Origin of the sequence: Thiocapsa sp. UBA6158, from assembly GCF_002423035.1 — a bacterium.
Taxonomy (GTDB): Bacteria; Pseudomonadota; Gammaproteobacteria; order Chromatiales; family Chromatiaceae; genus Thiocapsa.
On the sequence record NZ_DIUM01000125.1, the window covers coordinates 18,698 to 27,498 of the forward strand.

Below are 8,801 nucleotides of genomic sequence, written 5' to 3' on the forward strand. Positions count from 1 at the left end.
CACGGCCCGTAGGGCTCGGGCCGGTCCGTAGGACGCGTCCACATGTCCACAGGCCAACCACCGGAGGTCGCTGCCGTGGATTCCACATCCTTGTTCACCGTCGCGTTGGGTCTGCAGACCCCTTGGGAGGTCCGAGACGTGGGCTTCGATCCGCAGGAGGGGCGTATCGATTTCACCGTCGGCTTTACCCGCGGGACCCGCTTTACCTGCCCGCACTGCGGGGCGGAGCACCAGCCGGTGCATGACACGCAGGCGCGGGAATGGCGTCATCTGAACTTCTTCCAGTTCCAGGCGTACATTCAGGCCAAGGTGCCGCGGGTGCGCTGTGGCGCCTGCGGCAAGACCACCCAAGTCGAGGTGCCGTGGGCGCGTCCCGGCACCGGCTTCACCCAGTTGATGGAGGCGCTGATCGTCGCCTTGTGCCGGGCCATGACGGTGCGCCAGGTCGCGCAGCTGCTCGGGGTGAGCGACATGCGCCTGTGGCGGGTGCTGGATCATTATGTCGAGCAGGCGCGTGCGCAGGAGGACTTCTCGCAGGTCACCGCCGTGGGCCTGGACGAGACCGCCGCGCAGCGGGGACACCACTACATCAGCCTCTTTCACGATCTCGAGGCGCCGCGGCTGTTGTTCGCCACCGAGGGGCGCAAGGCCGAGGTGGTCGCGCAGTTCGCCGACGACCTCGAGGCCCACGGCGGCCAGCAGGGCGAGAAGCAGACGGTGGGCGAGACGCATCGCGCAGTTCGCCGACGACCTCGAGGCCCACGGCGGCTGCGCGGAGAACATCCGCGACGTCTGCATCGACATGTCGGGGAGCTACCGCAGCGGGGTCGAAGAACAGCTGCCGTGGGCGAACATCACCTTCGATGAATTCCACGTCATCCAGCTCGCCAATCAGGCTGTGGATGCGGTGCGCCGCGCGGAGGTCAAATCCACGCCCGTGCTCAAGCGCAGCCGCTACCTCTGGCTCAGGGACCAGCAGGACTGGAGCCGCCGGCAGCTGCGCCAGTACGTCGATCTGCGTCGCCTCAACCTCAAGACCCACCGGGCCTACCGCATCAAGGAGAGCCTGCGCGAGATCTTCCGCCTGGCCAACTCCCGCGAGGAGGCCGAGGCGTTGCTCGCACGCTGGTACAGCTGGGCCCGGCGCTGCCGCCTCGAACCGATGAAGGACTTCGCCAAGACCGTCAAAACCCATTGGGACGGCATCCTCAACGCCTTTGATTCCAAGCTCACCAACGGCCGCGTCGAGGCGGCGAACGGGCAGATCCAGGCCGCCAAGGCCAAGGCCCGCGGCTACGGCACCGTGCGCCACCTCATCACCATCGCCTACCTGGTCGCGGGCAAGCTCACGCATCTGCCGGCCTGCCCGTTTGCAAACAAACAGTGTGCAAAGGCGCCGGCATGATCCGGGGAGACCTGGACGGGTTACCCACATCAAACGTAAGAGAGCCTGTTCTGGTAAGCATGTCTCGTAGACATACTTACCTGAAGGGCTTACAGCTTCGAGAGTGTAGCCTGGATTGTTCTTGAACTTACACGTGCAGGTGTAGGTGATCAGCACAGGCTCGGGTTCTGGTTCTGGTTCTGGTTTAGGGGCCGGCTTTTCCGGGTGCCTTGAGCTCGACAGGTATCGACTTGGCGATATAGGTCGTAAGGGTTACTGCCTCGGTGTCTGCCCCTAGTTCTTCCCGACGTGGACTGGTCCACGACGCGATGATGGACACCTCTTTGTACTTCGGATTCGTCTTTGAGGTTACTGTCCAAGATCTCGTGAAAACCGATGTACCGCCAGTTGCAGCTACAACGGTGTCTGTCCCGGACACGACAGCACCATAGTTTCCGTTGCGAAGCTCCTCTAATTTCTCTTGGGCGATATTCACTGCCGCCGTTCGCGTCTTGCTGTCGCCGGTCTCCGTCATGACGCGGGTTTGAATCTGCATCAGTCCAAAGAGCCCGAGCGAAAGCACGACAAGCGCGATCAATGCCTCGATCAGCGTGAAGCCGCTCTGACGTTGTGCTTGCGTTGACATCACCAGTCGTCCCCGTCAATCCCAGTCACGCCAGCTGCCCGGAATACGACTGGCCGAGCGAACCCGATTGAGGTTCGCCCGTTCTCCGTCGCTGCCGGCTCGACTCCAATGATAGAGCCGACTGTTTGCCATCAGTTTCTTCAGAGCGCCGTCGAAGACGACCGAGCCATAGACGGTGGCCCCGCCCCAGCCCTGACTGCGACAGGCGGCCGCGTTCTCGAAATAGACAATGCCGTAGATTGTAGGATTGCCGTTTAGCTTCGGACAATCTGCCGCCGCGCTGAAGACGAGATATACAGGCTCCGTGGCGGAGCCGAGACTCTGGTGCCAATTGCTTGATGAGTTGATCCAGCGGAATTGCGGGTCGCCGGTGTCGGCGATCGCCTTGAACTCGTCCTTACTGATGTCGAAAACCTGATCCCAGGCGCTTCCAGTGAAGGCATCGTCCTCGATGTCGCCTCCGTGCAGATCAAGATGGCCCGAATCCAAACATGCCATCTCCGCCGACGAGGTGATGGCAATCGAGGTGCAGTCTTCGTCCGCGCCTTCGCAGTCGCGAGGGTAGATGTCCGGGTTGCCGGTTACGCCGTCCAAACAGCCGTTGAGAACGAGCGGGGCATGGCCGACGCCGGTTCCAATCTTGAGCAACCGCTGTTGCTGAAAGCACTCTGTAGCAACCGCCTCGATGCTGTCATCCCCGCGGGCAATGGCTCGGGATAGAACACAGATCTCATTGCCGCGTTCGCGTTCAGTCAATACGATGTCGTAAGTGGCGTCGCCGGTGGCAGTGACCGGTGGCGGGGTGTCGATGTTGTCATCCTGGGCGATTCGAGCGAGCGCATAGTCGAGTCCTGCCTGAGCAGCCTGCTGCGCCTCTTTTGCGCGTAATTCGTTGTTCGCGATCCGCTGCTCAATGATGCCGATACGAACGGAGCTGAGCGTGAGAATCGTCGAGCCCATGAGCAGCAATAAGCCCATCATGAGCGTGAGCGCTCCGCGCTGCCGTTCGATCTTTTGCGAGTTCGTTTTCCGCGAAGTCATTGATCTTCCTCATCGGTGGATGCCGATCACTCCTTGACGAAATAGCGATCATTCCGCACGGCGACGGTCGCTTGCAGGCTTTGCCGTACAGCCCGGTCGTCACGAATCTGGCCGGCTATCAGGATCGCGACCTGTCGCGATTCTCGGCAAAGCTCGTTCTTCTCACAGTCGGCGTCTTCCTTTCCGCGGGCCAGATTCGTCTGCGCGGTTGTGATGCTGAAACGCAAGTCCGTAATGCGCACATCGTCGCTGGTGATGCGCTCCCAGCTGCCGCTGCCAATCGTGCATGCAAAGGTCTTGTCGTCGACACTCGAGGGGCCGGTGCGCATCTGAACGGCTTGATCACGCAGGCGAAACCCGAACATCGTCATCGCGGTCGGGTTGCCGTGTTCCAGGTCGTAGCTGTAGAGGATGCAGCTCGCGGCCGGCTCCCCGCCGACCTGTTCCGTGCGAAGCCTGCGATCGATGCCGTCGATCGTGTTCTGAAATGGGTTCTTCGCCGGATCCGGATCTGCGACCACCGACATATCCCAGAAACCTGCGCGACGGATATCCTGCTGCATGATCTCGAGAACGGCGCGCAGCTCTTGGTTCAATCGGGCCTGCTCGGCGTTCTGCGAGGTGGAGCGAGCACCGAGGACATAGGTGGTCGAGATCCCGATGAGGACCAGCGCGCCGACGGTCGTGCCGACCAAGAGATCGGTCAGGGTCACACCGGTCTGTCGCCGGAGCGATCCGTCAGCGATGTTCATCGACGACCCTGATGGGATCAGGCGCACGTGCGGAATCCCGGCACGGACTGATCCGGCGAGCACACCCGGACGCGTCCGGTCATGCTCAGAATGACCCGAAGCTGTCCCCCGTGCGCATTGCTGAAGGTGACGCTCCCGTTGCCGTGCCGCTTCGAGCCTGCCGGCCCCGAACCCATGCGCATCGTGGTGCCGCGTCGTCTCTCGAATCCGGTCACCCCTTGATCGAAGGTCGCCGTTGCGCTCACCCCGGCATAGTTTGCGGCATCGAGGTGTTTGAGCACCTTCGTGTTGTTGAACGACAGGGTGCAGGCCTGCGCGTCATCCGGATCGGTAAGATGACAGTTGCATGTACTCGCCTCGCTGATTCCGTAGCACCACGGAGAACCGGCATCGAAGATCAGATGCAGATCCCGATTTCGCCGAATGGCCTCGCCGCGAACCCATTGCAGGTCTTCTGCAAGCGCCTGGGCTGCGCCCTTCAACCGGTTGCGTTCGAGCATTTCCTGCATCGCCGGAACGCCCAAGGACGCCAGGATAGCGAGCACCGACAACGTGATCATGAGCTCGAGCAGGGTGAAGCCGGCCGGAGCGACTCGTCGCGCGCGGGAGATATTCACTCGTGCGTCCGGAGTTGTTCTGCGGAGGCGTGCAACGCCGACCATTGCAGTGCGTCTCAGCGCCAGCATTCGTGCGGCGTCTTCGCGCCTTCTTGGTCGATCGTCAAGACCTTGCAGTCGAGCCCGCCTGCGCGATCGGCGGCTTGGGCCCTTTGGGCCGTGGCGACGGCGTAGAATCCGGCGGCATCGGCCTTGCCCAAACTCAGCTTGTACCAGCCGTCGGGGCTTTCATCCGCAAACGGCAGGCTGTAAACGGGATCCGCACAGACCATACCGGACTTGGCAGCGTTCAGTTCACCTGCATAGCGGCTACAATTGGCGCGAAAGCGCTCCTGAGCCATCGCGATGCCGACCAAGGCTGTTTGTCCGTCCGTGCGTCGCGCTTTGCGGATTTGGTCCTGATAGGCGGGGAAGGCCACGGTGGCGAGGATGGCGATCACCGCGATGACGATCAGGAGCTCGATGAGCGTGAAGCCGATTCGGTGTCTTATGAGTGTCCTTGCCATTCGCGTGTCAGTGCCGTCGAGCCGGGTGGTGCGAGTGACCGCGCCGATGGGGTCTAGGCGTCGGTCGCCGTATCATCGCGTGTACGGTGGAGTATGAGTACATTTCGTGTAATTTTCCAGTGTCGACGAACACTGTTGGCCAAGCGGCTCGGCAAGCTCTCGGCGTCGCTCGCCACCATATCGACCTCTACCAGGCAACCAACCGGAAACTCATGACTGCGAACACCCTGATCCGATCAGCCATCGTTGGCGGGCTGCTCTTTCTGATCGGTGGTTGCCAAACCCTCGTGCGTGAATCCGTGGAGACCGGTTGGGTGGCGCTCCCTGCGGGCAGCACACTGACGCTGAACCGGCCGGTGTCGATCCCGCCCGGGCGGGCGCGGGTCTTCCTGTCGGATCGGGGCGCGCGAGGTGCGGGCGGCGGGACGAGCTGTGTCCTCGAGGTCCGTCGGATCGATCATGAGGGCATCCAGAGCATCCCGGCCGGCGAGATCCCGATCACCCGTGTGCAGAATTATGTCGCTTTGGTGTCCGGCCGTGTTCCGACGCCGAGTCTGGATCGGAGCCTTCGCTTCCAACTGGCCGGTCACGGCGACAGCGGCGGGTCGCAGATGATTCGTCCGGGCTATCACTTTTGGCTGGACGACAGCCATGACCCGAATCTGATGCGCATGACCTGTTTGGGGCGGCTCGATGATCCGGCTTATACAAGGGCGCCGACGCTTGCCGAGATCCGCGCCGTGTTGGGTGATGTCGCGACCTTGACGGTAGCGCTTGCGACGGTGCCTTGAGCGTCGCCCGGGAATCCCGGTATGCGCGCGTTTGTCCCGGCTGACCTACCGAGCCTTTCCGAGCGGGACTGCCGGGGCGAGCGTAGGGGCGACTTGAGTCGCCCATTCGTCGTGGTCTGCGAACTACTGACGTGGCGACTCAAGTCGCCCCGACCTGTCAGTCGATTCTTTCCCGGGAACGCCCTGTCCTGACTGGCAGGTCGGACACCAGTAGGTGGATCGGGCATGTTGCCCGAGACGGTCCCGCAGCAGGCCCGTCCCGCAGCGAAAGCAGGGCTTTCCGGCGCGGGCGTAGACCCAGAGGATGCCGCGACCGTCGTCGACGGTGCGCGTGATCCGGGGGCCGCCGCCGAGGTTGTTCAGGATCAAGCGTTCCGCCCTCCTGTAGAGGGCGGTGAAGGTCTCTTCCGAGATGTCGCCCAAGCGGGTCCTCGGTGCGCAGCGCTCCAGGAAGAGGACCTCGGATTTGTAGACGTTGCCGATGCCGCTGGCGATGCGCTGATCAAGCAGCAGATCGACGAGCTCGGTCTCGGGGTGCAAGAGATCGCGCGCGCGACGGAGCAGGGACTCGGCGGCCGGTGCATCGCGACTCAGATCCGGCCCGAGGCGGTCTGTTCGGTCGCGTCTACGCAACCCGCGGGTGTCGAGGATCTCGACCTCTTTTGCGTTGAAACAGACGTAATCCTGTCCCGGGATGCTTAAGACGAGGGTTGCCCGATGTGCGGGCTTCTGCCAGGTCTGTCCGATCGGGTAACGATGCCAGGAACCGTACATCCCGAGGTGGACCCGAAGCGAGGCCCCGCCTTCGAAGTCGATGAAGAGATGCTTGCCCTTGCTGGTCACTCGCAGGATCCGATCCTGTACGAGCGCCGGGATGGCGCGACCCTGCAAACGAGCGCCGTCGAGATGCTGATCAACCAAAGCGCCGGACAGGAAGGTCGCGAGCTTGTGGATGGTGTCGCCTTCTGGCATGGGGTGAACCGAGATCGGGCGGACAAAAAAGATGCCCCGCGATCCGGGGCGAGCGAACTAAGGAGAACTCATCGTTGCGTTTCCTTCGAGTCTGAAGGCGTCGAAGGGTTCCCGCCACGCCGGATCGGCAGGTGCGGCCTGGTGTGTTGCCACGTTGCGGCAATCCGCTCTAAACCGCGCCCGGTGCGGCATGCGTAATTTGGTGGATGGTTTGGCCGCGCCGGCTCCGACGACTGTCGGAGCCGGCGCGGTTTAAAGTATTAAAAATCTTAAATTCTAAACCGCGTCTCACTGAGATCGAGGATATCTCAGAAGCTAAACGAACAATGAAAACTGCGCATGTCGCTCTGGACGCGGTTTAATCGCCGCTGAGAAAAAAACCCCGCCGGAGGCGGGGAACACGACAAGGAGTCAGACAGCCTCCGAGGAGGCTCGCGGGTTTCGAGACACACACGGGTGAAAAGTTCGACAGAATCTAGTCGGAAATTCCACGGAGATCGTGTTGATGGTTTGATGCGCCGCCAGCCGCCTGCTTCGGGTCCTTCGGCAACGTCTGAATGCGCCGTCCCGGATTGATGCCGCTCCCCGGAGATCGACCGCACGGGCGCGTCCGACAAGGCCCGTCGCGTCTGCGCCACTCCTGTGCCTTGCTTTTCTGCGCCCGCAACGCCATGATCTCTTCGCGAGCGAAAACGCCGCGTTGTGTCCCCTCCGATTCGGAGTCCTATCCGACACACGTTCTTCCGCACCGCTCGCCCCCACAGACCGACCCCGACCGAACGAGGTAACCTCGGTTGTCCGCTTGGACAGGGTCTTCGGAGATTCGAAGAGTATGCTGATCAAAATCGGCGGGGATACCCTCGCCTTGGACGGGGATATCCGCCGTCACATCGAGACTGAAGTGGCCAAGCTTGCCGCACGCTTCCCGGGAGAAGATCTCGAAGCCCGGGCGACCATCCAAGAGGAGTTCGACCCGCTCCATGGACACCGCGTCCGCTGCGAGCTCTCCGCGAAGATCGCCCACGGGCGCCAAATCGTCGTCCGGGACGCACGCAAGACGGCGAAGGAAGCCATCGACGAGGTCTTCGGACTCGCGCGTCGCAATCTACGCCGGGCGCGCCGTCGAATCAGTATCCCCCGCAAGCCCCCGCACGGCGCCCTGAACACGGGAACGCACGCCATCGGAGGTTGATTCCCGCGCCCTGATCCAAGCGCCGACGTCCTTTGAATCAGGGGGCGTCTCGATGCGGTTGACCTCCTCGTCGAACCGCTTCGGAGTGCGTCAGGTCGATCGCAAGGTGGCCAAACCGGCATCGACTCGGATCACTTGCCCCGTCGTCATACGTGCGTCCTCCAGCAGCCACAGCGCGGCACCCGCGACGTCTTCGGGCTCCCCGATCGTGCGCAAGGGGTGCCGTTCGGCTGCCGCAGTGCGCTTTGACTCGTTTCCGAGCAAACGTTCGGCGAGCGGTGTCGCCGTCAGGGTCGGTGCGACGGCGTTGACCCGGATGCGCGGGGCGAGCTCGGCCGCAAGCGATCGCGTCAGGGCTTCCACCGCGCCCTTCGCACTCGCAATCGAGGCGTGAAACGGCAACCCGGTTCCGACGGCAACCGTGCTGAACAGCACGATGCTGGCGGACTCCGCCGCCTTCAGCGCCTTCATTGCACCCTGCAGCGCCCGCACCGCACCGAGTAGATTGATCTCGAGGTCTTCCGTCCACTCCTTCTCGGCCAGCCGCTCGAAGGGGCGCAGACGGATGGTGCCGGGGCAGTAGACGAGGCCATCGAGTGTCGCCGGCAGGGCATCCGCGGGGAAGTCGTTCGTTCGGACGTCCCAATGCAGACTGGTGACCGCCGGGTGATCCGGCGCCGCTTGCGGATGACGCGAGAGTTGAATCACGCGATGGCCGCGCGCGACGAGCTTCCCGAGCAGCGCGGCGCCGATGCCGGACGTGCCGCCGACGATCAAATAGGTTTTTGACATTTCGAGCCCTTATGAAACCGGTTGAGGTGTACGAGGGCAGGTTCAGGCGCGGCGAAAGTTTTACAAGACCTGGACAGCATGCCTCTTGCCACCTATCAGTTTAAGGTA

The 8,801-nt window shown here is 62.7% G+C and carries 9 protein-coding genes and 1 pseudogene; 3 read left to right on the plus strand and 7 right to left on the minus strand.

Annotated features, from left to right (window positions below):
• Window positions 1-42: 42 nt before the first annotated feature.
• Window positions 43-1,405 (plus strand): annotated as a pseudogene (locus B4N44_RS17000) (transposase).
• A gap of 184 nt (window positions 1,406-1,589) precedes the next feature.
• Here B4N44_RS17000 and pilV read toward each other — a convergent pair.
• Genes pilV through B4N44_RS17025 form a run of 5 tightly spaced genes read right to left on the minus strand, consistent with a single transcriptional unit; the run spans window position 1,590 to window position 4,946 of the window.
• Window positions 1,590-2,030, minus strand: coding sequence for a type IV pilus modification protein PilV (gene pilV / locus B4N44_RS17005; protein WP_296703336.1), 441 nt, complete (start codon window positions 2,028-2,030; stop codon window positions 1,590-1,592).
• Window positions 2,031-2,045: 15 nt separating this feature from the next.
• Window positions 2,046-3,071 (minus strand): hypothetical protein, encoded by a 1,026-nt coding sequence (locus tag B4N44_RS17010; protein WP_296703340.1) that lies wholly within the window; start codon window positions 3,069-3,071, stop codon window positions 2,046-2,048.
• 26 nt (window positions 3,072-3,097) lie between these two features.
• Window positions 3,098-3,823 (minus strand): PilW family protein, encoded by a 726-nt coding sequence (locus B4N44_RS17015; RefSeq protein ID WP_296703343.1) that lies wholly within the window; start codon window positions 3,821-3,823, stop codon window positions 3,098-3,100.
• A 17-nt stretch (window positions 3,824-3,840) separates the two neighbouring features.
• Window positions 3,841-4,440: a GspH/FimT family pseudopilin gene (locus tag B4N44_RS17020; protein WP_296703345.1), complete on the minus strand. Its 600-nt coding sequence runs from the start codon at window positions 4,438-4,440 to the stop codon at window positions 3,841-3,843.
• Window positions 4,441-4,496: 56 nt separating this feature from the next.
• The gene (locus tag B4N44_RS17025; protein WP_296703350.1) at window positions 4,497-4,946 is read right to left on the minus strand and encodes a type IV pilin protein; all 450 of its coding nucleotides are present in this window, start codon (window positions 4,944-4,946) and stop codon (window positions 4,497-4,499) included.
• A 212-nt stretch (window positions 4,947-5,158) separates the two neighbouring features.
• On the opposite strand from B4N44_RS17025, the gene B4N44_RS17030 reads away from it, so the two are divergent.
• Window positions 5,159-5,737, plus strand: a complete 579-nt coding sequence (locus tag B4N44_RS17030) for a hypothetical protein (protein ID WP_296703353.1) — start codon at window positions 5,159-5,161, stop codon at window positions 5,735-5,737.
• A gap of 123 nt (window positions 5,738-5,860) precedes the next feature.
• Here the strand turns inward: B4N44_RS17030 and B4N44_RS17035 are convergent, their stop codons facing one another.
• On the minus strand, window positions 5,861-6,709 hold the full coding sequence (locus B4N44_RS17035; protein ID WP_296703355.1) for a DNA-formamidopyrimidine glycosylase family protein: 849 nt from the start codon (window positions 6,707-6,709) through the stop codon (window positions 5,861-5,863).
• Between the two features lie 832 nt (window positions 6,710-7,541).
• Here B4N44_RS17035 and B4N44_RS17040 point away from each other — a divergent pair.
• Window positions 7,542-7,901 carry an HPF/RaiA family ribosome-associated protein gene (locus tag B4N44_RS17040; RefSeq protein WP_296703357.1) on the plus strand — a complete coding sequence of 120 codons (360 nt, stop codon included), beginning with the start codon at window positions 7,542-7,544 and terminating at the stop codon, window positions 7,899-7,901.
• A gap of 90 nt (window positions 7,902-7,991) precedes the next feature.
• On the opposite strand, the gene B4N44_RS17045 is transcribed toward B4N44_RS17040, so the two are convergent.
• On the minus strand, window positions 7,992-8,693 hold the full coding sequence (locus B4N44_RS17045; RefSeq protein ID WP_296703360.1) for an SDR family NAD(P)-dependent oxidoreductase: 702 nt from the start codon (window positions 8,691-8,693) through the stop codon (window positions 7,992-7,994).
• Between the last annotated feature and the right edge of the window lie 108 nt (window positions 8,694-8,801).

What these genes read in the sequence shown, in the direction of transcription:
- B4N44_RS17030 (WP_296703353.1), top strand. Translation starts at nt 5,159, where the DNA reads ATGACTGCGAACACCCTGATCCGATCAGCCATCGTTGGCGGGCTGCTC.
- B4N44_RS17045 (WP_296703360.1), bottom strand. Translation starts at nt 8,693, where the DNA reads ATGTCAAAAACCTATTTGATCGTCGGCGGCACGTCCGGCATCGGCGCC.
- B4N44_RS17035 (WP_296703355.1), bottom strand. Translation starts at nt 6,709, where the DNA reads ATGCCAGAAGGCGACACCATCCACAAGCTCGCGACCTTCCTGTCCGGC.
- B4N44_RS17010 (WP_296703340.1), bottom strand. Translation starts at nt 3,071, where the DNA reads ATGACTTCGCGGAAAACGAACTCGCAAAAGATCGAACGGCAGCGCGGA.
- B4N44_RS17015 (WP_296703343.1), bottom strand. Translation starts at nt 3,823, where the DNA reads ATGAACATCGCTGACGGATCGCTCCGGCGACAGACCGGTGTGACCCTG.
- pilV (WP_296703336.1), bottom strand. Translation starts at nt 2,030, where the DNA reads ATGTCAACGCAAGCACAACGTCAGAGCGGCTTCACGCTGATCGAGGCA.
- B4N44_RS17040 (WP_296703357.1), top strand. Translation starts at nt 7,542, where the DNA reads ATGCTGATCAAAATCGGCGGGGATACCCTCGCCTTGGACGGGGATATC.
- B4N44_RS17025 (WP_296703350.1), bottom strand. Translation starts at nt 4,946, where the DNA reads ATGGCAAGGACACTCATAAGACACCGAATCGGCTTCACGCTCATCGAG.